Origin of the sequence: Streptomyces sp. NPDC008163, assembly GCF_042956885.1 — a bacterium.
Lineage (GTDB): Bacteria > Actinomycetota > Actinomycetes > Streptomycetales > Streptomycetaceae > Streptomyces > Streptomyces drozdowiczii_A.
Window position 1 is genome coordinate 215379 of the sequence record NZ_JBIBHG010000007.1, and the last position, 21934, is coordinate 237312.

14 protein-coding genes are annotated in these 21934 nt (G+C 72.1%); all 14 read right to left on the reverse strand.

Annotated elements, in window-relative coordinates:
* Nucleotides 1-89: 89 nt before the first annotated feature.
* Complete coding sequence (locus ACFZAT_RS17950; protein WP_391265186.1) at nt 90-4295, reverse strand: Rne/Rng family ribonuclease; 4206 nt, start codon at nt 4293-4295, stop codon at nt 90-92.
* 230 nt (nt 4296-4525) lie between these two features.
* Complete coding sequence (locus tag ACFZAT_RS17955) at nt 4526-5308, reverse strand: TIGR03936 family radical SAM-associated protein (protein ID WP_391265187.1); 783 nt, start codon at nt 5306-5308, stop codon at nt 4526-4528.
* A 121-nt stretch (nt 5309-5429) separates the two neighbouring features.
* Entirely contained in the window at nt 5430-6647 is a 1218-nt protein-coding gene (locus tag ACFZAT_RS17960) for a hypothetical protein (protein WP_391265188.1), read from the reverse strand.
* An 89-nt stretch (nt 6648-6736) separates the two neighbouring features.
* Nucleotides 6737-8662 (reverse strand): TIGR03960 family B12-binding radical SAM protein, encoded by a 1926-nt coding sequence (locus ACFZAT_RS17965; protein WP_391265189.1) that lies wholly within the window; start codon nt 8660-8662, stop codon nt 6737-6739.
* A 50-nt stretch (nt 8663-8712) separates the two neighbouring features.
* Nucleotides 8713-10227: a CHAD domain-containing protein gene (locus ACFZAT_RS17970; RefSeq protein WP_391265190.1), complete on the reverse strand. Its 1515-nt coding sequence runs from the start codon at nt 10225-10227 to the stop codon at nt 8713-8715.
* Between the two features lie 32 nt (nt 10228-10259).
* Nucleotides 10260-11450, reverse strand: coding sequence for a rod shape-determining protein RodA (gene rodA / locus ACFZAT_RS17975; RefSeq protein ID WP_391265191.1), 1191 nt, complete (start codon nt 11448-11450; stop codon nt 10260-10262).
* The gene (gene mrdA / locus ACFZAT_RS17980) at nt 11450-13615 is read right to left on the reverse strand and encodes a penicillin-binding protein 2 (RefSeq protein ID WP_391265192.1); all 2166 of its coding nucleotides are present in this window, start codon (nt 13613-13615) and stop codon (nt 11450-11452) included. The genes rodA and mrdA overlap by 1 nt, the downstream gene beginning before the upstream one ends.
* 49 nt (nt 13616-13664) lie before the next feature.
* The gene (mreD, locus tag ACFZAT_RS17985; protein ID WP_018103193.1) at nt 13665-14330 is read right to left on the reverse strand and encodes a rod shape-determining protein MreD; all 666 of its coding nucleotides are present in this window, start codon (nt 14328-14330) and stop codon (nt 13665-13667) included.
* Nucleotides 14331-14341: 11 nt separating this feature from the next.
* The gene (mreC, locus tag ACFZAT_RS17990) at nt 14342-15370 is read right to left on the reverse strand and encodes a rod shape-determining protein MreC (RefSeq protein ID WP_391265193.1); all 1029 of its coding nucleotides are present in this window, start codon (nt 15368-15370) and stop codon (nt 14342-14344) included.
* Nucleotides 15371-15469: 99 nt separating this feature from the next.
* Nucleotides 15470-16489 (reverse strand): rod shape-determining protein, encoded by a 1020-nt coding sequence (locus tag ACFZAT_RS17995; RefSeq protein WP_018103191.1) that lies wholly within the window; start codon nt 16487-16489, stop codon nt 15470-15472.
* Between the two features lie 292 nt (nt 16490-16781).
* Complete coding sequence (gene ndk / locus ACFZAT_RS18000; RefSeq protein WP_018103190.1) at nt 16782-17195, reverse strand: nucleoside-diphosphate kinase; 414 nt, start codon at nt 17193-17195, stop codon at nt 16782-16784.
* A gap of 91 nt (nt 17196-17286) precedes the next feature.
* A complete protein-coding gene (locus tag ACFZAT_RS18005) occupies nt 17287-17634 on the reverse strand; it encodes a DUF4233 domain-containing protein (protein ID WP_391265194.1) in 348 nt (115 codons plus the stop codon).
* A gap of 2 nt (nt 17635-17636) precedes the next feature.
* Entirely contained in the window at nt 17637-19157 is a 1521-nt protein-coding gene (locus ACFZAT_RS18010) for a glutamate ligase domain-containing protein (protein WP_391265195.1), read from the reverse strand.
* A 109-nt stretch (nt 19158-19266) separates the two neighbouring features.
* On the reverse strand, nt 19267-21888 hold the full coding sequence (locus ACFZAT_RS18015; protein WP_391265196.1) for a valine--tRNA ligase: 2622 nt from the start codon (nt 21886-21888) through the stop codon (nt 19267-19269).
* Between the last annotated feature and the right edge of the window lie 46 nt (nt 21889-21934).

Sequence of the window (21934 nt, forward strand, 5' to 3'; positions counted from 1 at the left end):
TCGTGTCGGGGGCGGGAGGGCCCGGCGCCGGGACGCGGCCCGGCCGGTCCCGGGAGGGGGACCGGCCGGACCGTGTCACGCGAGGCGGATCAGTCCTCGTCGGCCGTGGCCGTGACGGCCGGGGCGGTCTGCTGCTCCGCCGCCACCGTCTTCTTCGCCGCCGCCTTCTTGGCCGTCGTCTTCTTCGCGGCCGTCTTCTTCGCCGCGGTCTTCTTGACGGCCGCCTTCTTGGCTGTGGCCTTCTTGGCGGTCTTGCGGGCCGCCTTCTTGGCCGGAGCCGCCTCGGCCTCGGACTCCGCCGCCTCGGGAGCCTCCGTGGCCTCGGGGGTCTCGGGGGCCTCGGGGGTCTCCACCACGACGACCGCGGCGTCCTCGGCACCGGCCGGGGAACCGGCGGGCGCGCTGACCTTGCGGGTGGCGCGGCGCCGGACACGCGGCGGCGCGGCGGCCTCCTCGGCCGGGGCCTCGGCGTGCGACGCCTCGACCACCGGGTCCTCGGCGGCCACCGGGTCCGGGGCCGCGGCCGGCTCGGCGGCCGGCGCGGGCTCGGCCGGGGCCGCCTCGGTCACGACCGCCTCGGCCTGGGCCGGCGAGCCCGCCGGGGCGGTCGCCTTCCGGGTCGCCCGACGGCGCGTCCGGCCCTGCGGGGCCTCGGCGGGAGCCTCCTCGGCCACCGGCTCCGGGGCCGCGACGGGCTCCGCGACCGGCTCCGCCACGATCTCCTCCACCGGGGCGGCGGAGGTCTTCGGGGCGCCGGCCGGGGCCGATGCCTTGCGGGTCGCCCGACGGCGGCCGCGGCCGCGGGTGGCGGCGGCCTCGGCCTCGGCGGCGCTGCTGTACAGCTCCTCGTCCGGGACGAACTCGGGCTCGGGCAGGGCCACCGGCGCGGCGACCTCCGCCGCGACCTCGGCCTCGGTCTCGGCCTCGGTGTGGTCCTGGGCGTGCTCGTGACCGTGGTCGTGGTCGTGGTCCTGACCGCCGCCGCGCCGCTTCTTCGAGCGCTTGCCGCCGCCACCGCCGCCCGCCGACGCGGGCTGCTCCATGTGGACGATGACACCGCGGCCGTTGCAGTGGACGCAGGTCTCGGAGAAGGACTCGAGCAGCCCCTGGCCGACCCGCTTGCGGGTCATCTGGACCAGGCCCAGCGAGGTGACCTCGGCGACCTGGTGCTTCGTACGGTCGCGGCCCAGGCACTCCAGCAGGCGCCGCAGCACCAGGTCCCGGTTGGACTCCAGCACCATGTCGATGAAGTCGACCACCACGATGCCGCCGAGGTCGCGCAGCCGCAGCTGGCGCACGATCTCCTCGGCCGCCTCCAGGTTGTTCTTGGTGACCGTCTCCTCCAGGTTGCCGCCCTGGCCGGTGAACTTCCCGGTGTTGACGTCGACCACGACCATGGCCTCGGTCTTGTCGATCACCAGCGAGCCGCCGCTCGGCAGGTAGACCTTGCGGTCCAGCGCCTTCATCAGCTGCTCGTCGATCCGGTACGTCGCGAAGATGTCGACCTCGGAGGTCCACCGCGACAGCCGGTCCGTCAGGTCGGGCGCCACGTGCGAGACGTAGCCGTGGATGGTCTCCCACGCGTCGTCGCCGCTGACGATGACCTTGGAGAAGTCCTCGTTGAAGATGTCCCGGACGACCCGGACGGTCATGTCCGGCTCGCCGTACAGGAGGGTCGGGGCGTTGGAGTTGCCGGTGCCCTTCGCCTTCTTCTGGATGTCCTCCCACTGCTGCTGGAGGCGCTCGACGTCACGGCGCAGCTCGTCCTCGCTCGCGCCCTCGGCGGCGGTGCGCACGATGACGCCCGCGTCCTCGGGGACGATCTTCTTGAGGATGGTCTTGAGCCGGGCGCGCTCGGTGTCGGGCAGCTTGCGGCTGATCCCGGTCATCGAGCCCTCGGGCACGTAGACGAGGTAGCGGCCGGGCAGCGAGACCTGGCTGGTCAGGCGGGCGCCCTTGTGGCCGATCGGGTCCTTGGTGACCTGCACCAGGACGGACTGGCCGGACTTGAGCGCGGTCTCGATACGGCGGGGCCCGTGGGCCATGCCGAGCGCCTCGAAGTTGACCTCACCGGCGTACAGGACGGCGTTGCGGCCCTTGCCGATGTCCACGAACGCGGCCTCCATGGACGGCAGCACGTTCTGGACCTTGCCCAGGTAGACGTTGCCGACGTAGCTGGTGGCCTGCTCCTTGTTGACGTAGTGCTCGACGAGCACGTTGTCCTCGAGGACGCCGATCTGGGTGCGCTCACCGCTCTGGCGGACGACCATGACGCGCTCGACGGCCTCGCGGCGCGCCAGGAACTCCGCCTCGGTGATGATCGGCACCCGGCGGCGGCCCTGCTCGCGGCCCTCGCGGCGGCGCTGCTTCTTGGCCTCCATGCGGGTCGAGCCCTTGATGGACTGGACCTCGTCGAAGCCGGTGCCGGGCTCCCGCTCCTCCTTCTTGCGGGGCTCGCGGACCTTGACGACGGTGCGCTCCGGGTCGTCCGAGCCGTTCTCGGCATCGCCCACCGCGTCACCGCTGCGACGACGGCGGCGACGGCGACGGCGGCTGCTGCTCGTGCCGGAGGCGGCGGACTCGCGCTCGTCGTCCTCCTCGTCGGCCTCGTCCCCGGACTCCTGGGCGGCCTCGGGCTCGTCCTCGGCCCGGTCGCCGTGCTCGTCGTCCGTCTGCTGCTCGGCGCCCTCGTCCTCGGCGGCCTCGCCCCGGCGGCGGCGACGGCCGCCCCGGCGACGGCGGCGCGACGGGCGGTCGCCGTACTCGTCGGTGTCCTCGCCGTCCTGCTCGGCCTCGGCGGCGGCCTCCGGCTCCTGCTCGTCCTCGGCCCGCTCCTGCGCCGGGGCGGCCGGCACGGCCTCGGTGGTCTCGGCGTCGGCGGCCTCACCGCGACGGCGGCGACGGCGGCGCGAACCGCCCTGCGACGCGGTCTCGGCGGGCGCGGGCGTCTCGTCCCGGACCGGGGCGGCCTCGTCCTCGGGCTCCTCGTGCGAGGCGGCGGCCGCGGCGGCGGCCGCGGTCTCCGGGGTCTGGAACATCGGCTCGGCGAAGACCGGCGCCTGGAAGACGGCGACGGCCGGGCGGGTGGCCCGACGGCCGCGGCGCGCGGGCTCCTCCGGCTCGGCGGTGAACTCGGGTCGGCCGGCGGCGGCGGTGGCCCGGCGGCGCTGACGGCCGCGCGGGGCGGCCTCCTCGACCTCGACGGGCTCGGCGGCCAGCTCCTCCACGGCAGCCTCGGGCAGGCTCTCACCGGTCTGGGCGGCCTCGGCGGGCTGCTCGGCGGCGGCCTTCGGCGCACCGGCCGGGGACGAGGCCCGACGGGTGGCGCGGCGGCGGCCGCGGGGGGCCTCGGCGGGCTCGGCGACCGGCTCGGCGGCCTGGGCCGTTTCGGTGACCTCGTCGGTCTCCTCGGCCTCTTCGGTCCCGGCCTCGGCGGCGGGCGCCACCGGAGCGGTCTGCGGGGCACCGGCCGGAGCGGAGGCCCTGCGGCGGGTACGGCCGCGAGGGGCCTCGGCGGGCTCGGGAGCGGCCTCGGCGACCGGCGCGGCGGCCTCGGGGGCCTCCTCGGCCTCCGTCACGATCTCGGCGGCCTTCGGCGCACCGGCGGGCGAGGTGGCCTTGCGGACGGCGCGGCGGCGGCGGGGGGCCTCGACGGCGGGCTCGGCGGCCGGCTCCTCGACGGGCTCCGCCACGGGGGCCTCCTCGACGATCTCGGCCGGCTCGGCGGCCTTGGGCGCGCCGCTCGGCGAGGTGGCCTTGCGGACGGCGCGGCGGCGCGGGCGCGCCGGGGCGGCGCTCTCGGCGGCGGGCTCGGGGCTCTCCACGACGGGGGCCTCCTCAACGGTCTCGGCCGGCTCGGCGGCCTTGGGCGCGCCGCTCGGCGAGGTGGCCTTGCGGACGGCACGGCGGCGGCGGGGGGCCTCGGCGACGGGCTCGGCGGCCGGTTCGGCGGCGGGCTCCGCCACGGGCTCGGCCGCGGCCGGCTCGGGGGTCACGGGCTCCGCGGTCCCGGCCTGCTCGGCGGCCTGCGGCGCACCGGCCGGGGAGGTGGCCTTGCGGACCGCGCGGCGGCGGGGGCGGGCGGGGGCGGCCTCGGCGGCCGGCTCCGTGCTCGGGGACTCTGCGGCGTCAACGGACGGTATGGCCGACGCGTCGGTGGCGGCCTGCGCCCCGGCCGACGGCGGGCCGGCGGGGCGGGAGGCGGCGCGGCGCCTGCGGCGCGGGGGCAGCTTGTCCCCGGGGGTGTTGTTGTCTTCGGCGTTCCCGGCGGTGCCGGGTTCGTTCGGCTGGGGCATGCGGGCGTTTCTCCCGTCGCGCTCCCGGGCGCCGCACCTGATTCCGGTCCGGCTCGGTCCGCGGGTGGCCGCGGCACCGCCGTCCGGGGCGCGGGCGCCGCACGGGAGCTGAATCTTGGCTCGCCGGTTCCGTACGCGGTGTGCGGACGGCCTGGCGAAAGTCTTATGGGTCAGCGCGCGGCCCGGCCCAGGTGGCTCCCGAGCACGAGGGCTGCGCTACGACGACCGCCTTACGCGGAACCTGCACCTTCCGGCGCCGTCGCGACGGCGGTCCCGGTGGCCGTGGTTGATGCGGCCGGGGCTGCCTCGCGGTCGGGCGCGAGCGGGTCGGTCACCGTGCCGGACTCCTCGTCGAAGAGCCCCTGCGCCAGCCTGGTCACCGCTGCGGGGACCGGCGGCGCCAGGTCGGCCACAACGCGGAGACCGGACAGGACGTCGTCAGGCCGTACGGCAGGTGTCACGTGCCGAACAACCAGCCGCAGTATCGCACAGGCCCTGTCACCGGGCCTATCGGCCGGAAGATCGAGGGTCCGCAGGTCCACCACGGCGGAACGGGCGTCGAAGGCCCGCATGCCGTTCTTCGTACGGCGCTCGACCTCGACGGTCTCCGCCGCGTTGAAGGCGGACACGGCCTTCTCCGCGTCCTCCCGGGTCACCCCGTCGAGGCGGATCTCCCAGACGGAGGCGGTCAGCCGGTCGGCGAGACCCGAGGTGCGGGCCTCGACGGCGTCCGTGATGTCCAGACCGTCCGGCATGGAGTCGTTGAGCAGCTCACGCAGGACGCCCGGGTCACGGGGCTCGGTGAGCGCGATCTCCAGGAACTCGGCCTCGCTGCCCGTACCGGTGGGGGCGGCGTTGGCGTACGACACCTTGGGGTGGGGGGTGAAGCCCGCCGAGTAGGCCATGGGCACCTGGGAGCGGCGCAGCGCCCGCTCGAAGGCACGCTGGAAGTCGCGGTGGCTGGTGAACCGGAGGCGGCCGCGCTTGGTGTAGCGCAGTCGGATGCGCTGCACCGCCGGTGCGGGCGGCGGGCCTTCGGGCTGTCGCTTGCCCAGTGGTTCTTCTCCTCGGTGCGGGGCGGGCGCGGTGGCGCGCCGCCCTCGAAATACGGGTGGCCCGGGGGCCCGGTCCGGCTCACCCCTGCTGTGCGGATTTCTCCGGGAGCGGGGAGAACTCTGGTCCTGGCACCGCGCTGGGCACGGTCGTTGCACTACCCAGAGTACGCGCAAGGGGGCTTCCTGGTTCCCCGGGCTCGGGTTCGGCGGGCGCACCGACCAGGGCGCGCCAGGCGTCGCGCCTGGCCCGGCGGACCGTTTCCCGGGCCGTGCGCAGCGTCTGGCGGGCCGTGCGGCCCACCGCGCGCAGGGCCCGCCCGGCGGGTGCCAGGAAGGCGTCGCGCACGAAGTGTCCGACCGGGACGCACACCGTGCGGTACGCCCAGCGCACCGGCGCGGCGATCAGGTTCCGGGCGAGCCAGGCGAGCGCCCGGCCGACCGCCCGGGAGAGGTGTCCGGCGACCCGCCAGGCGATCCCGAGCGCGGCGGCGATCTCGCGCCCGAGCGGAGTCAGGACGTGCCGGTAGACCCGGACGACGGGCGTGACGAGAAGCACGACGACGAGCCACCGCAGCGCGATGCCGATGCCCCGGAGGGACGCCTCGGTCCCCCGGATCACCAGATCCAGCACCCAGGCGATGCCGTGGCCCACCGGGGTGAGCACGTTCCGGTACGTCCAGGCGAGCGGGACCACGATCAGATACCGGACGAGCCGGGCAACGGCGAGCCCGACGGGCACCAGGACGTACCGCCACAGCAGCACCACCGGCAGGACGAGCACCATGGTGAGCAGCCACTTCAGGGCGGTCCCGAGCCATCGCGCCGCCGGGACCAGCACTTCCCGGTACAGCCACCGCAGCCCGTGTCCGAGCGGGGTGAGCAGATGCGCGTACGCCCATCGGAGCGGCAGCACGATCCCGTACCGGGCCACGGGCACCACGACGTAACGCCAGAGCGCGACCCACGGCCAGACGAACACGGCGCGGGCCAGCCAGAACAGGGCGTGCCCGAGCGGGACGCAGACGTGCCCCCACAGCCACCCCGCCGGGATCACGACCAGGACGTCGAAGAGCCGGGCCAGGGCGCGTCCGAGCGGGCGGAACAGCACCCGTTCGGCGGCCCTCGCGGTGACGACGAGGGCGTCCCACACCATCCGTACCGGCAGGACGACGAGGAGGACCACGATCCGGACCGGGATCCGGATGAGTGTGGTGAGGCAGCCGTCGCCGCCCTCGTAGTGCGCGGGCGCCTGGTGGGCGCCGTACTCCGCGGGCGCCCGGTGCTTTCCCTGTTCCATGTCCCCCATGACGCGAAGGCCCGGCCGGGAGTTTCCCCGGACCGGGCCTTCGTCACCGAGCTGTCACACGCCCGCGATCGCTTCGCGGCTCACTTCACGACCGTCAGCGGCAGGAGCTTCTTGCCGGTCGGGCCGATCTGGATGCTGGTGTCCATCTGCGGGCACACCCCGCAGTCGAAGCACGGGGTCCAGCGGCAGTCCTCGACCTCGGTCTCGTCCAGCGAGTCCTGCCAGTCCTCCCAGAGCCAGTCCTTGTCGAGGCCGGAGTCCAGGTGGTCCCAGGGCAGGACCTCCTCGTAGGTCCGCTCGCGGGTGGTGTACCAGTCGACGTCCACGCCGAACTCCGGCAGGGTCGCCTCGGCGCTCTTCATCCACAGGTCGTAGCTGAAGTACTCGCGCCAGCCGTCGAACCGGCCGCCGGCCTCGTAGACCGCGCGGATGACGGAGCCGACCCGGCGGTCACCGCGCGAGAGCAGGCCCTCGACGATGCCCGGCTTGCCGTCGTGGTAGCGGAAACCGATCGAGCGGCCGTACTTCTTGTCGCCGCGGATCTTGTCCCGGAGCTTGCCGAGCCGGGCGTCGGTCTCCTCGGCGCTGAGCTGCGGCGCCCACTGGAACGGGGTGTGCGGCTTGGGCACGAAGCCGCCGATGGAGACCGTGCAGCGGATGTCGTTCTGGCCGGAGACCTCGCGGCCCTTGGCGATCACGTTGACCGCCATGTCGCCGATCTGGAGGACGTCCTCGTCGGTCTCGGTGGGCAGACCGCACATGAAGTACAGCTTCACCTGGCGCCAGCCGTTGCCGTACGCGGTGGCGACCGTGCGGATCAGGTCCTCCTCCGAGACCATCTTGTTGATGACCTTGCGCATGCGCTCGGAGCCGCCCTCGGGGGCGAAGGTGAGACCGGAACGGCGGCCGTTGCGGGTCAGCTCGTTGGCCAGGTCCACGTTGAACGCGTCGACGCGGGTGGACGGCAGCGAGAGGCCGATCTTGTCCTCGGTGTAGCGGTCCGCGAGGCCCTTGGCGATCTCACCGATCTCCGTGTGGTCGGCGGAGGAGAGGGAGAGCAGGCCGACCTCCTCGAAGCCGGTCGCCTTGAGGCCCTTCTCCACCATCTCGCCGATGCCGGTGATGCTTCGCTCCCGCACGGGGCGCGTGATCATGCCGGCCTGGCAGAAACGGCAGCCGCGGGTGCAGCCGCGGAAGATCTCCACGGACATCCGCTCGTGGACGGTCTCGGCGAGCGGGACCAGGGGCTGCTTCGGGTAGGGCCACTCGTCCAGGTCCATGACGGTGTGCTTGGACACCCGCCACGGCACGCCCGACTTGTTCGGTACGACGCGGCCGATGCGGCCGTCCGGGAGGTACTCCACGTCGTAGAAGCCGGGGACGTACACGCCACCGGTCCTCGCCAGGCGGAACAGCACCTCCTCGCGGCCCCCGGGGCGGCCCTCGGCCTTCCAGGCGCGGACGATCTCGGTGATCTCCAGGACCGCCTGCTCGCCGTCGCCGATGACCGCGCAGTCGATGAACTCCGCGATCGGCTCCGGGTTGAACGCGGCGTGGCCGCCCGCAAGCACGATCGGGTCGTCGATGTCCCGGTCCTTGGCGGCCAGCGGGATGCCGGCCAGGTCCAGGGCGGTGAGCATGTTGGTGTAGCCCAGCTCGGTGGAGAAGCTGAGCCCGAAGACGTCGAACGCCTTGACCGGGCGGTGGCTGTCCACGGTGAACTGCGGCACCTCGTGCTCGCGCATCAGCGCTTCGAGGTCCGGCCAGACGCTGTAGGTGCGCTCGGCGAGGACGCCCTGGCGCTCGTTGAGTACCTCGTACAGGATCATGACGCCCTGGTTGGGCAGCCCGACCTCGTACGCGTCCGGGTACATCAGCGCCCAGCGGACGTCGCACTCGTCCCACGGCTTGACGGTGGAGTTCAGCTCACCGCCGACGTACTGGATGGGCTTCTGCACATGCGGGAGCAGAGCTTCGAGCTGTGGGAAGACCGAATCGACAGACATCGCGAACTTTCGAGAGCCGGCAGGGGTGACCATCCAGCGTACCTCGCTGCTCAGTGTCCCCGCGCCCGCCGGATACGGGCCCGGTGGGCCCGGTGCCACGCCCCGGGCAGCTCGCGCTCGGTCGCGGCGGCGGCCGCCTCCTCCCGCCCGTACACCAGTCCCCAGGTGAACGAGGGCTCCCCCGCCGCGTGTGCCTGTACGGCGAGGGCACGCAGGGTCTCGCGCGCGACGACGCCGTCCTGGTGGTCGCCGAGGAGGCTCTGTACGGCCTTGAGGCGCTTGGCCGCCTTCTTCGCGGGCCCGCCGAGTGCGGGGCGGGCGGCCTCCGCCGCGTACCGGGCCCTCTTCGCGGCCTTGCGGGCGTTGTGCAGCGCGGCGTCCCGGTCCGCCCCCGGCGGCAGTTCCAGGGCCCGCGCCACCCGGCCGGCGAGGCGCTTGTGGTCCTTGCGCACCGCGCGGACCAGCTCGTCGCCCGGCTCCCCGGCGGCCCCGGGCAGCAGCGGCGGGGCGGCGAGCAGCGCATCCAGGGCGCGCAGCAGGTCCAGATAGCGCGCGGAGTCCAGGACGGCGGCCGTGCGCCGGCGCGAACCGCTGCGCCCCGCCGCCGACCAGAGCCGCAGCCGCGCCCCGGCCGGTCCGATGACCAGGGGCCGGGGCAGCTCGCCGAGCCGGGCGCGCAGCCGGGCGTCCAGCACCTCCTGGTCCCGGTCGACCCCCAGCTCCCCCGCGAGCCACTTCAGCTCGGTGCCCAGGGGGCGGGTGGCCTCGCGGTCCAGGACCCGGCGGTACGTGCGCAGGGCGCTGCGCAGCCGGCGGGTGGCGACGCGCATCCGGTGCACGGAGTCCGGCTGACCCCGCCGCACGGCCGGGTCGAGCGCCACGATCGCCTCGGCCTGGCGGCGTACGTAGCGCAGGACGTGGTCACCGGCGGTGCGCGGTTCGTCCTCCCGGGGGCGGGTGGCTTCCGGTCCCGTTTCCGTCAGCGCGCGGGCCAGTTTGGAGGGGGCGGCGGAGGGCCGGATGCCGGCCTCCTCCAGCGCGCGGCCGACGGTGTCGAGGAAGGCGGGGTCGCCGTCGTCGGCGAGCTCGGCCTCGATCTCGGTCCAGGTGGCGGTGCGGTCGCCGCCGTGGAGCCGCTCCGCGAGGACCTCGTCGACACTCAGCTCCGCGAGCGGGGAGCCGTCGTCGTCCAGGAGTACGTGGACGTCGCGGACGGAGACCAGCCGGACGACGGGGACGACGGGGGTGTCGAGGACCCGGGAGCGGATCAGGGCGGTGAGGCGGGCCGGTACGCGGTCGGAGAGCGGGGCCCGGATCTCGTCACGGACGCCCTCGGCGACGGGGAGCTTCAGGTGCCAGCCGGCGTCGGAGCCCCCGGTGCGGCGGCGAAGGGTGATGCTTCCGGCGGCGAGGCGCAGGTCCTCGGTGTCGTAGTAGACGGCGTCGAGCTCCATGACGCCCTCGTGCGCGACGGACCCGACCCCGGCCACCCGGCCCAGGTCGGGCAGCCGGGTGGCGTCGGTGGCTTCGTACTTCCGCTCGATCTCGCGCTTGGAGTCCGCCATGTAACGAACCTAACGCGCCCCCGCGAAACCGCTCAGGCCGTTATCGGCCGTTGCACCCGGATCGACTGGAGCAGACCGATCGCGACCCAGACGGCGAACATCGAGGAGCCGCCGTAGGAGACGAACGGCAGCGGGAGTCCGGCGACCGGCATGATGCCGAGCGTCATGCCGATGTTCTCGAAGGACTGGAAGGCGAACCAGGCGATGATCCCGGCGGCGACCACCGTGCCGTACAGCTCGGTCGTCTCGCGGGCGATGCGGCAGGCGCGCCACAGGACGACGCCGAGCAGCACGAGGATGAGCCCGGCGCCGAGGAAGCCCAGCTCCTCGCCGGCGACCGTGAAGACGAAGTCGGTCTGCTGCTCGGGGACGAACTGCCCGGTGGTCTGGGTGCCCTGGAAGAGGCCGGTGCCGTGCAGTCCGCCGGAGCCGATCGCGATGCGGGCCTGGTTGGTGTTGTAGCCGACACCGGCCGGGTCGAGCGCCGGGTTGGCGAAGGCGGCGAAGCGGGCGATCTGGTAGTCGTCCAGCAGCCCGAGCTGCCAGATGGCGACCGCCCCGGCCACGCCCGCGCCGAGGAGACCGAAGACCCAGCGGTTGGAGGCGCCGGAGGCCAGCAGCACCCCGAGCACGATGACGACCATGACCATCACGGAGCCGAGGTCCGGCATCCCCATGACGATGACCATGGGGAGCGCCGCGAGGCCGAGGGCCTTGGCGACGGTCCGGTGGTCGGGGTGGACCTGGTCGCCCGCGTCCACGCGGGCGGCGAGGATCATCGCCATGCCCAGGATGATGGTGATCTTGGTGAACTCGGACGGCTGGATGGAGAAGCCGCCGGGCAGCAGGATCCAGGCGTGGGCGCCGTTGACGGTGGCGCCCAGCGGGGTGAGGACCGCCAGGACGAGGACCACGGACAGCCCGTAGAGGATCGGCACGGCGCCGCGCAGGGTGCGGTGGCCGAGCCAGATCGTGCCGATCATCAGCGCCATGCCGATGCCGGTGTTCAGCGCGTGCCGGAACAGGAAGTAGTACGGGTCCCCGTGGGTCAGTGAGTCGCGTCCCCGGGTCGCCGACCAGACCAGCAGCGAGCCGATGAAGGAGAGCGCGACCGCCGAGCCGAGGAGCGGCCAGTCGAGCCGGCGCACGACGGAGTCGCGGGCCATGAGCCGGCCCCAGCCGGAGCGCTCGGGGCCGTAGCGCGGGACGGAGAATCCGGCCATCAGTCGCGCCTCCCCAGCACCGCGGCGAGCGTCTGCTCGGCGGGCGGCTTCTGCGAGTCGGGGTCGTACGGCTTGATCTTCGGGGCGTCGATGGTGCCGTCCGTCTGGATCTTCGGCAGGCCCTTCTGCGGCGTCGGCAGGAGAGCCTTCTTGAGGTCCTGCTTGCCGGAGGGGTCGAGCCCGTACAGCGCGTTGTAGATGCGGCGGACAGCGGGCCCGGACGCACCGGAACCCGTACCGCCCTGGGAGATCGTCATGACGATCGAGTAGTCCTTGGTGTACGTGGCGAACCAGGAGGTCGTCTGCTTGCCGTAGACCTCGGCGGTACCCGTCTTGGCGTGCATCGGGATCTTGTCCTGCGGCCAGCCGCCGAATCGCCAGGCGGCCGAACCGCGGGTCGCGACACCCGCGAGGGCTTCGTCTATCTCGTTGCGCGTCTTCTTGGTGAACGGCAGCTTGCCGTGCGACTTGGGCTCGATCTCCTGGACGGTTTTGCCGTCGCCGCTGACGATCGCCTTGCCGACGGTGGGGTCGTAGAGCGTGCCGCCGTTGGAGATGGCCGCGTAGATGGTGGCCATCTGGATCGGCGTGACGAGGGTGTCGCCCTGGCCGATGGAGTAGTTGACGGAGTCACCGGCGCGCATCTTGTCGCCTTCGAGGCAGTTCTCGTAGGCGATCTTCTCGACGTACGTGCCGTCCTTCTTGCCCTGCTTGCACCAGGCGTCGTGGTTGGCCTCGGCGAAGTTCTTCTTCCACTCGCGGTCCGGGACGCGGCCGCTGACCTCGTTGGGGAGGTCGATGCCGGTCTCCTTGCCCAGGCCGAACTGGTGGGCGGTCTTGTAGAACCAGTCGTTGGGGTGCTTCTTCGGGTTGTTGCCGCCGTCCTTCGCCCACTCCTTGTGCGCGATGCCGTAGTACACGGTGTCGCAGGAGACCTCCAGGGCGCGGCCGATGGTGATGTCGCCGTAGCCCTGGGACTCGAAGTTCTTGAAGGTCTGCCCGCCGATGGAGTACGAGCTGGGGCAGGGGTAGTGCCCGTCGAAGGGGTATCCGGCGTTGACCGCGGCGGTCGAGGAGATCACCTTGAAGATCGAGCCGGGGGCGGCCTGGCCCTGGATGGCCCGGTTCAGCAGCGGGAAGTTGGACTTCTTGCCGGTGAGCTTGGCGTAGTCCTTCGCGGAGATGCCGCCGACCCAGGAGTTCGGGTCGTAGTTGGGCAGGGACGCCATGGCGACGACCCGGCCGGTCTTGGCCTCCATGACGACGACCGCTCCGGAGTCGGCCTTGTAGTTCTCACCGGTGTTGGTGTCGAAGGCTTTGCGTGCCTCCTTCATGGCGTCGTTGAGTTCGTACTCGGCGACGGCCTGGACGCGGGCGTCGATCGAGGTGACGACGCTGGCACCGGGCTCCGCCTCGTCGTTCTTGGCCTGGCCGATGACCCGGCCCAGGTTGTCGACCTCGTAGCGGGTGACGCCGGCCTTGCCGCGCAGCTCCTTGTCGTACGTGCGCTCCAGTCCGGAGCGGCCGACCATGTCGGAGCGCAGATACGGCGAGTCGCTGTCCTGGGCCTTGGTGATCTCCTCGTCCGTGACGGGCGAGAGGTAGCCGAGGACCTGGGCGGTGTTCGCCTTGCCGGGTGCGGCGTAGCGGCGGACGGCGGTGGGCTCCGCGGTGATGCCGGGGAAGTCCTCGGCGCGCTCGCGGATCGTCAGGGCCTGCTGGGTGGTGGCCTCGTCGGTGACCGGGATCGGCTGGTAGGGCGAGCCGTTCCAGCAGGGCTGCGGGGTCTTGGCGTCGCAGAGCCGGACCTTGTCGAAGACGTCCTTCGGCTTCATGTCGAGGACGTCGGCGAGCCGGGTCAGCACGGCCTTGCCGTCGTCGGCCATCTTCAGCAGCTCGGTGCGGCTGGCGGAGACCACGAGGCGGGTCTCGTTGTCGGCGAGCGGGACGCCCCGCGCGTCGAGGATGGAGCCGCGGGCGGCGGGCTGGACGACCTGCTGGACGTGGTTGTTCTTCGCCTCGTCCGAGTACTCCTGCCCGTTGCGGATCTGGAGGTACCAGAGGCGGCCGCCGAGGGTGAGGAGCAGCGAGAAGACGAGGACCTGGATGACGATCAGCCGGATCTGGACGCGCTGGGTGCGGCCCGTCTCGGGGATGTTGCTCACGGGGCGCCCCCGGTGGTGGTCCGTGGGCGGGGCCCGGCGTGGTGCTGCCTCACAGTCGCTTGACTCCCTTGATCCGTCCGGCGCGTGCCGCCCGGTTGCGGGCCGCCTTCACGCGCAGTCCGCCGCGCTGGCTGCCGATCCGCAGCCCGGTCCCGGCCGCCAGCCAGCCGGCCGCCACGTCGCCGCGCCCCGAGGAGGACTCGGTGACGGGGTCGTTCACGGTGCGTCTGGCGAGCGCCATGATCAGCGGCACGGTGAACGGCGCCAGGAGGAGGTCGTACACCGCGGCCGTGAACAGCAGGCTGCCGAGGCCCACGTGGCGGGCCGCCGTGTCGCCGACGAGGGCGCCGACGCCCGCGTACAGCAGGGTCGATCCGATCGCCGCCGCGACGACCACGGCCATCGGCAGGAACGCGGACTTGAGCTGGCCGTTCTCCGGCCGGGCCAGGCCCGCGAGGTAGCCGATGACGCAGAGGACGAGGGCGTAGCGCCCGGCGGCGTGGTCGGCCGGGGGCGCCAGGTCCGCGAGGAGGCCGGCGCCGAAGCCGATCAGGGCGCCGCTGACGTGCCCGTACACGAAGGCCAGGCCGAGGACGACCATGAGCAGCAGGTCGGGCACGGCGCCGGGGAGCTGGAGGCGGGCGAGCACGGAGACCTGGACGACGAGGGCGAAGACGACCAGAACGATGGAGAGCAGGGTCCGGTTGACGTGCATGGGGATCAGCTCTACCTCTGTTCGTTGACCGCGTTGTCGGCGTTCGGAGTGGCGTTCCCGCTGGGGCTCGGGCTCTCGTGGATGTTGCCGACCACGTTGCCCTCGGTGTCCACGATGTCGCCGTTGGGCGAGATGGTGACGGTGACGGTCGGCGTGGGCTTCGGCTTGGCGGGCGCCTTCGGCTTCTCCGGCAGGACCGAGTCGCGGGGGTCCTGGCGCGGGGCCTGGACGACGATGCCGACGATGTCGAGCTTGGTGAAGGAGACGTACGGGCGGACGTAGACGGTCCGGGTGAGGCCGCCGCCCGAGGGGTCGACGCGGACGACCTGGCCGACCGGGACGCCTGGTACGAACGGCTTGTCCTTGCTGGAGCCGAAGGTGACGAGCCGGTCGCCCTTCTTGACCTTGGCCTTGCCGTTGAGGAACTGCACCGCCAGCGGGCGCGAGCCCTGGCCGGTGGCGAAGCCCAGCTCGTCGGTGGACTCCATCCGGGTGCCGACGGTGAAGTCGGGGTCGTTGGCGAGGAGCACCGTCGCGGTGTCCGGGCCGACGGTGGTGACGCGGCCGACGAGCCCGTCCCCGTTGATGACGGTCATGTCGCGCTTGACGCCGTCCTTGGTCCCCGCGTCGATGGTGACCGTCCAGGAGAAGCCCTGAGCCGCTCCTATGGCGATGACCTCGGCGGCCGCGATGCCGTACTGGCCGGTGGCCGACTTCTTCAGCATGTCGTCCAGCTGGCGGACCCGGCTGCGGTTGCGGTCGTCGCTGCCGAGCTTCGCCTTCAGCTCGGCGTTCTGCTTCTCCAGCGCGGCGATCTTGTCGTGGCGGGCGCCGGAGGCACGGACCGCCCCTATGGCGTTGCCCACCGGGTCGACCGCCGACGCCACGCCGTTCTCCACGGGTCCGAAGACCGTGGCGGCGGCCTGCCGGGCGCCGTCCACCGGTGACGCCTCACCGCCGCGGATGTCCACCGTGATCAGCGCGAACGCGATGGCGATCAGCAGCACCAGGAGCAGCCGGCTCTCTCGTGTGTCCCTCACAGTGCGGCGGCCGTGCCTTCCTCGTAGGAATGATCGTGCCTGTATGTCACGCGGTCCCCCGCGCGGAGCGGCAGCGTCCGCGCGGGGGGCCGTGGGTTACTACCGTCGGGGCTGGGCGTCCAGGACCTGCTGGAGCGCCTCAAACTCCTCGACGCACTTGCCGGAGCCGAGCGCCACCGAGTCCAGCGGGTCCTCGGCGATGTGGATCGGCATGCCCGTCTCGTTGCGCAGCCGCTCGTCCAGGCCGCGCAGCAGCGCGCCGCCGCCGGTGAGGACGATGCCGCGGTCCATGACGTCGCCGGACAGCTCCGGCGGGCACTTGTCGAGCGTCGTCTTGACCGCGTCCACGATCGCGTTGACCGGCTCCTCGATGGCCTTGCGGACCTCGCCGGCCGAGATGACGACGGTCTTGGGCAGGCCCGAGACCAGGTCGCGGCCGCGGATCTCGGTGTGCTCGTCCTTCTCCAGGTCGTACGCCGAGCCGATGGTGATCTTGATCTGTTCGGCGGTGCGCTCACCCAGGAGGAGCGAGTACTCCTTCTTGATGTGCTGGATGATCGCGTTGTCCAGCTCGTCACCGGCGACCCGGATGGACTGGGCGGTGACGATCCCGCCGAGCGAGATCACCGCGACCTCGGTGGTGCCGCCGCCGATGTCGACCACCATGTTGCCGGTGGCCTCGTGGACCGGGAGGCCCGAGCCGATGGCCGCCGCCATGGGCTCCTCGATGATGTGCACCTGGCGGGCGCCGGCCTGGGTCGACGCCTCGATCACGGCGCGTCGCTCGACCCCGGTGATGCCGGAGGGCACGCAGACGACGACCCGGGGGCGGGCCAGGTAGCGGCGCTTGTGGATCTTCAGGATGAAGTAGCGGAGCATCCGCTCCGTGATCTCGAAGTCGGCGATGACGCCGTCCTTCAGAGGCCGTACGGCGACGATGTTGCCGGGCGTACGGCCGATCATCTTCTTGGCCTCGGCGCCGACCGCCAGAATGCCGCCGGTGTTGGTGTTGATGGCCACGACGGACGGCTCGTTCAGAACGATGCCGCGCCCCCTGACGTACACCAGCGTGTTGGCAGTCCCGAGGTCGATAGCCATGTCACGGCCGATGAACGACATTGAGTTCCCCTTGTTCCCCATGAGGATGCGTCGGGCCTCCCAGGTAAAAGCCGTAATGGCTTGTTTTGGTAGGCAGGATGGGCGCTGCGGGCGTGGAAGGTTCCATCGTAGTGCCGGATGTGCCGGCACAGCGCGAGGGTACGCCGCCTTGCTGGGCAGAACGGGTGGCCGTTCCACTCATGGTGACGTTACGTCGGGACGATGCGTTCCCGCGATCGGACACCCTATGCCGAAGGGCGACCGAATTAATTCGGTCGCCCCAGGTGGCGAGCGCTGTTCGGCTGATCCCGGTTCAGGAAAGTCCGGGGAAGAACAGCTTCATTTCCCGCTCCGCGGACTCCTCGGAGTCCGAGGCGTGGATGAGGTTCTCCCGGGTGATCGTGCCGAAATCACCCCGGATCGAGCCGGGCGCGGCGGCGATCGGGTCGGTGGGCCCGGCCAGGGCGCGGACGCCCTCGATGACCCGCTCCCCTTCGGCCACCAGGGCGACGATCGGGCCCGACTGCATGAACTCGACCAGCGGCTCGTAGAAGGGGCGGCCCACGTGCTCGGCGTAGTGCTGCTCCAGCGTGGCGCGGTCCAGGGTACGCAGTTCCAGCGCCGTGATCTTCCAGCCGGCCTTGCGCTCGATGCGGCCGACGATCTCGCCGACCAGACCGCGACGGACGGCGTCGGGCTTGAGAAGAACGAGGGTGCGCTGGGTCATGTGCGGCTCCTTGCAGGCATACGGGTGCGGTGAGGCGACATTACAGGGGCCCGGCGGGCCGCCCGCCGCCGGGTTTGCCGTGGTGCGCGCCTCAGGCCGCGTCGGCCTCTGCCTGGGCCGCCCAGCGGGCCTTCACCTCGTCGATCCGGCGGCCGTAGTGCACCGAGGCCCACCACAGCGCTCCGAAGGCGACGCCCAGGATGAACATGACCGGGATCACGAAGCCGCTCGCGACCAGCGCGACCTGGAGGGCCCAGCCGAGCTGGACGCCTCCCGGCCGGGTGAGCATGCCGCAGAGCAGCACGGAGAGGAGCATCCCGATGCCGCACACCGTCCACACCGTGGCGTTCGACAGGTCGTCGGACTTCATCGCGACGAGTCCGGCGAACCCGATCACGAAGAACTCGCCGATCAGGGTGGACGCACAGAGCATGCGCATGGTCAGCGCCTTCCCAGGAGCAGCCGGGCCTCGCCGACCGTGATCACGGAGCCGGTCACCAGGACACCGGCGCCCGCGTACTCGTCCTCTTCCTCGGCGAGGGTGATCGCCGCCTCCAGCGCGTCGTCGAGCCGGGGTTCGACCTGCACCCGGTCGTGGCCGAAGACCTCGACGGCGACGGCAGCGAGGGCGTCCGCGTCCATGGCGCGCTCGGTGGAGTTCTGGGTGACGACGACTTCGGCGAAGATCGGCTCGAAGGCTTCCAGGAGCCCCCGCACGTCCTTGTCGCCGCTGGCGCCGACCACTCCGATGAGCCGGGAGAAGCCGAACGCCTCGGACAGCCCCTCGGCGGTGGCGCGGGCGCCCGCCGGGTTGTGCGCGGCGTCCAGGACGACGGTCGGACTGGAGCGGACGACTTCGAGGCGGCCGGGCGAGATCACCGAGGCGAAGGCGGCGCGCACGATGTCGGCGTCCAGCGCGCCGGGCTGCTCGGCTCCGACGCCGAAGAACGCCTCGACCGCGCAGAGCGCCACCACCGCGTTGTGCGCCTGGTGGGCGCCGTACAGCGGGAGGAAGATGTTGTCGTACTCGCCGCCGAGGCCACGCAGGGTCAGCAGCTGGCCGCCGACCGCGATCTCGCGGGAGACCACGCCGAACTCCATGCCCTCGCGGGCCACGGTGGCGTCGGCCCCGACGGCCTTCTTCAGCATGACCTGGGCGGCGTCGACGGGCTGCTGGGCCAGGATGACCGTGGCGCCCTGCTTGATGATCCCGGACTTCTCGGTCGCGATCTCGCCCGGCGTGTTGCCCAGGCGGTCGGTGTGGTCCAGCGAGATGGGGGTGACGACGGCGACCGAGGCGTCGATGACGTTGGTCGCGTCCCAGGTGCCGCCCATGCCGACCTCGACCACGGCGACGTCGACGGGCGCGTCGGCGAAGGCCGCGTACGCCATGCCGGTCAGCACCTCGAAGAAGGACAGCCGGTAGGGCTGCTGGGCGTCGACCATCTCGACGTACGGCTTGATGTCCTCGTACGTGGAGATGAACCGCTCCGGGTCCACCGGGGCGCCGTCCAGGCTGATCCGCTCGGTGATCGACTGGACGTGCGGCGAGGTGTAGCGCCCGGTGCGCAGGTCGAAGGCGCCGAGCAGGGCCTCGATCATGCGGGCGGTGCTCGTCTTGCCGTTGGTGCCGGTGATGTGGATCGACGGGTACGCGCGCTGCGGCTCGCCGAGCACGTCCATCAGGGCGGCGATGCGCGTGACGGACGGCTCCAGCTTGGTCTCGCCCCAGCGGCCGGCGAGCTCCTGCTCGACCGCGCGCAGCGCCTTGTCGATCTCCGGGTCGGCGGGGCGGGCGGGAAGCTCTTCGGCGCGGGGCGGCCCGGAGGCGGCGCGCAGGGTGCGGCTCCCGGCCTCGATCACCGCCAGGTCGGGGTCGCGCTGGGTCGCTTCGTCCACGATCTCCGCGAAGGTGTCGTCGGGGTCGGACGCGTCGGGCCGGTCGGGGCGGGGCTCACTCACGGGCCCCAGTCTACGGATGGCCGCGGACATCGCGCGCAGCCGCCCGGGGGCCGGACACGCCGGAGCCCCCGCGCCCCCGGGTGGGGGTGCGGGGGCTCCGGCGCCGGGCTCAGCTCTGCGGCAGGGCCGCCAGCTGGCCGCTGATCCGCTCGATGTCGGCCTCGGCCTTGGTGAGCCGGCCGCGGATCTTGTCGACCACGTTGTCCGGGGCCTTGGCGAGGAACGCCTCGTTGCCCAGCTTGGCGTCGGCCTGGGCGACCTCCTTCTTCGCCGCCTCCAGGTCCTTCGTCAGCCGCTTGCGCTCGGCGTCGACGTCGATCGTGCCCGACAGGTCCAGGGCGACGGTCGCCCCGGCGACGGGCAGCGAGGCGGTGGCGTGGAAGCCGTCCCCGGCCGGCTGGAGCCGGAGCAGCTGGCGCATGGCCGACTCGTGCGGGGCGAGCGGCGTGCCGGTCAGGGTGAGCTCGGCCGGGACCTTCTGGCCGGGCTGGAGGCCCTGGTCGGAGCGGAAGCGGCGGACCTCGGTGACGACCTGCTGGACGAGCTCGATCTCCCGCTCGGCGGCGTCGTCGCGGAAGCCGGAGTCCTGGGGCCAGTCCGCGATGACGACCGACTCGCGGCCGGTGAGCGCGGTCCACAGGGTCTCGGTGACGAAGGGGACGACGGGGTGCAGCAGGCGCAGCATCACGTCGAGGACCTCGCCCAGGACCCGGCCGGAGACCTCGGCCGGGCGGCCGCCGCCGAAGAACGTGGTCTTGGACAGCTCGACGTACCAGTCGAAGACCTCGTCCCAGGCGAAGTGCCGCAGCGCCTCGCTGAGCTTGGAGAACTGGAAGTCCTCGTAGTACGCGTCGACTTCGGCGACCGTCTTGTTCAGCCGGGAGAGGATCCAGCGGTCGGTCACCGACATCTCGTCGGCGGACGGCAGCTCGCCCTCGATCGTCGCCCCGTTCATCAGGGCGAACCGGGTCGCGTTCCAGATCTTGTTGGAGAACTTCGCGGAGCCCTGGACCCAGTCCTCGCCGATCGGGACGTCGGTGCCCGGGTTGGCGCCGCGCGCGAGCGTGAAGCGCAGCGCGTCGGAGCCGTACTTGTCCATCCAGTCCAGCGGGTTGACGACGTTCCCGAAGGACTTCGACATCTTCTTGCCGTGCTCGTCGCGGACCATGCCGTGCAGCACGATCTTCTCGAACGGCGGGACGTCCTTGTTGATGTAGAGGCCGAACATCATCATCCGGGCGACCCAGAAGAAGAGGATGTCGTAGCCGGTGACCAGAACGGAGTTCGGGTAGAACTTCGCGAGGCTCTCGGTCTGTTCGGGCCAGCCGAGCGTGGAGAACGGCCACAGTCCGGAGGAGAACCAGGTGTCCAGGACGTCGCTGTCCTGGGTCCAGCCCTCGCCGGTGGGCGGCTCGTCGTCGGGGCCGACGCAGACCATCTCGCCGTCGGGGCCGTGCCAGACGGGGATGCGGTGGCCCCACCAGAGCTGGCGCGAGATGCACCAGTCGTGGAGGTTGTCGACCCAGTCGAAGTACCGCTTCTCCATCTCCTGCGGGTGGATCTGGACCTTGCCGTCGCGGACGGCGTCACCGGCCGCCTTGGCGAGCGGGGCGACCTTGACCCACCACTGCATGGACAGCCGGGGCTCGACGGTGGTCTTGCAGCGCGAGCAGTGGCCGACGGAGTGGACGTACGGCCGCTTCTCGGCGACGATCCGGCCCTCTTCGCGCAGGGCGGCGACGATCGCCGAGCGGGCCTCCATCCGGTCCAGGCCCTCGAAGGGGCCGGGGACGGTGATGACCGCCCGCTCGTCCAGGACGGTGAGGAAGGGCAGGTCGTGGCGCTGCCCGATCTCGAAGTCGTTCGGGTCGTGGGCGGGGGTGACCTTGACGGCCCCGGTGCCGAACGACGGGTCGACGTGGTGGTCGGCGACGACCGGGATGGTGCGGTCGGTCAGCGGCAGCTTGATCTGCTTGCCGACCAGGTGCTTGTACCGCTCGTCGTCGGGGTGGACGGCGACGGCGGTGTCGCCGAGCATCGTCTCGGCGCGGGTGGTGGCGACGACGATGGTCTCCTCGCCCTCGCCGTACGTCATGGAGACGAGCTCGCCGTCGTCCTCCTGGTACTCGACCTCGATGTCCGAGATCGCGGTGAGGCACCGGGGGCACCAGTTGACGATGCGCTCACGGCGGTAGATGAGCTCGTCGTCGTACATCCGCTTGAAGATGGTCTGGACGGCCTTGGACAGGCCCTCGTCCATCGTGAACCGCTCGCGGGTCCAGTCGACGCCCTCGCCGAGGCGGCGCATCTGGCCGGAGATCTGGCCGCCGGACTCGTTCTTCCACTGCCAGACGCGCTCGACGAACGCCTCGCGGCCCAGGTCGTGGCGGGACTTGCCCTCCTTGCCGAGCTCGCGCTCGACGACGTTCTGGGTGGCGATGCCGGCGTGGTCCATGCCCGGCTGGTACAGCGCCTCGAAGCCCTGCATGCGCTTGCGGCGGACGAGGGCGTCGATCAGCGTGTGCTCGAAGGCGTGGCCCAGGTGCAGGGAGCCGGTGACGTTGGGCGGCGGGATGACGATCGTGAACGGCGGCTTGTCGCTCTTGGCGTCCGCCTCGAAGTACCCGCGTTCTACCCAGCGCTCGTACAGCTTCCCCTCTACCTCGGCCGGCGTGTACTGGGTCGGCAGTTCGGGGTTGCTGGCTGGCTGCTGCGCTGGGTTCTCGGTCACGCGGACAGTTTAGAGCCGTCACAGGAGTGCCCCGAAACCGGTTTGT

What these genes read in the sequence shown, in the direction of transcription:
- ACFZAT_RS17950 (WP_391265186.1), bottom strand. Translation starts at nt 4,295, where the DNA reads ATGCCCCAGCCGAACGAACCCGGCACCGCCGGGAACGCCGAAGACAAC.
- ACFZAT_RS17960 (WP_391265188.1), bottom strand. Translation starts at nt 6,647, where the DNA reads ATGGAACAGGGAAAGCACCGGGCGCCCGCGGAGTACGGCGCCCACCAG.
- ACFZAT_RS17965 (WP_391265189.1), bottom strand. Translation starts at nt 8,662, where the DNA reads ATGTCTGTCGATTCGGTCTTCCCACAGCTCGAAGCTCTGCTCCCGCAT.
- ACFZAT_RS17970 (WP_391265190.1), bottom strand. Translation starts at nt 10,227, where the DNA reads ATGGCGGACTCCAAGCGCGAGATCGAGCGGAAGTACGAAGCCACCGAC.
- rodA (WP_391265191.1), bottom strand. Translation starts at nt 11,450, where the DNA reads ATGGCCGGATTCTCCGTCCCGCGCTACGGCCCCGAGCGCTCCGGCTGG.
- mreD (WP_018103193.1), bottom strand. Translation starts at nt 14,330, where the DNA reads ATGCACGTCAACCGGACCCTGCTCTCCATCGTTCTGGTCGTCTTCGCC.
- ACFZAT_RS17995 (WP_018103191.1), bottom strand. Translation starts at nt 16,489, where the DNA reads ATGTCGTTCATCGGCCGTGACATGGCTATCGACCTCGGGACTGCCAAC.
- ndk (WP_018103190.1), bottom strand. Translation starts at nt 17,195, where the DNA reads ATGACCCAGCGCACCCTCGTTCTTCTCAAGCCCGACGCCGTCCGTCGC.
- ACFZAT_RS18005 (WP_391265194.1), bottom strand. Translation starts at nt 17,634, where the DNA reads ATGCGCATGCTCTGTGCGTCCACCCTGATCGGCGAGTTCTTCGTGATC.